Annotated in this window: 1 protein-coding gene and 1 pseudogene; both read right to left on the bottom strand. The window is 61.3% G+C overall.

All coding sequences use genetic code 11. The features are described from left to right. Positions 1–222 (bottom strand): annotated as a pseudogene (locus tag AC1DVR_RS23870) (ribose ABC transporter permease); the annotation flags it as partial. A 38-nt stretch (positions 223–260) separates the two neighbouring features. Continuing rightward, positions 261–685: ATP-binding cassette domain-containing protein (locus AC1DVR_RS23865; protein WP_478003107.1), on the bottom strand; the 425-nt coding region annotated here is incomplete at its 5' end.

Raw genomic sequence — 685 nt, 5'->3', positions numbered from 1 at the left:
GTCAATGCCCTTGGTCAGGATGACGAAGGTCATCCCCACGCTGACGATGCCGTAAAGCGCCACCTGACGCAGCACGTTCATAAGGTTTGCCGGGTTAAGAAATGCGCTGGAGAGCAGCGTGGCGACGACGCAGAGCGCCACCAGCACCCAGATCAGCCCTGCCCCCTTGGGCAATGCCAGCCGAAATCCGGCGGGCTTTGTCGTTCCGTCCTGCCTCGTCATTTCTCTCTCCCTTGACCCCAAGCCGGGGTGCCGCCGTCTCAGTGAAACGTCGCGAATTTCATGATCTCTTCTTCAGAGGCGCCGCGGGGCAGTTCCGCCGTGATCTCGCCTTCGCGCATCACCAGGATGCGGTCGCTCATGCCGATCACTTCGGTCAGTTCCGAGGACACCATCAGCACCGCAAGTCCGCGCTTCTCGACCAGGCCCACGATCAGCTCGTAGATTCCCCGCCTGGCACCCACATCGACACCGCGCGTGGGTTCGTCGATCAGCAGCACATCGCATTTGGCGTTCAGCTGCTTGGCAATGACGCATTTCTGCTGGTTGCCGCCCGAAAGGTTGYCGATGGCGGTCTCGATACCCGGGGTTTTCACCCGCAATTGACGTGACAGGTCCTGAACCGCGCCGCTTTCCGCCTTCAGGTCCAGTTTTCCGCCGCGCAGGAAGTTCGACAGGCGTGAGA

The organism is Rhodobacter sp. P2_H5 (genome assembly GCF_056403335.1).
This window is presented reverse-complemented; position numbering and strand designations above follow the sequence as displayed.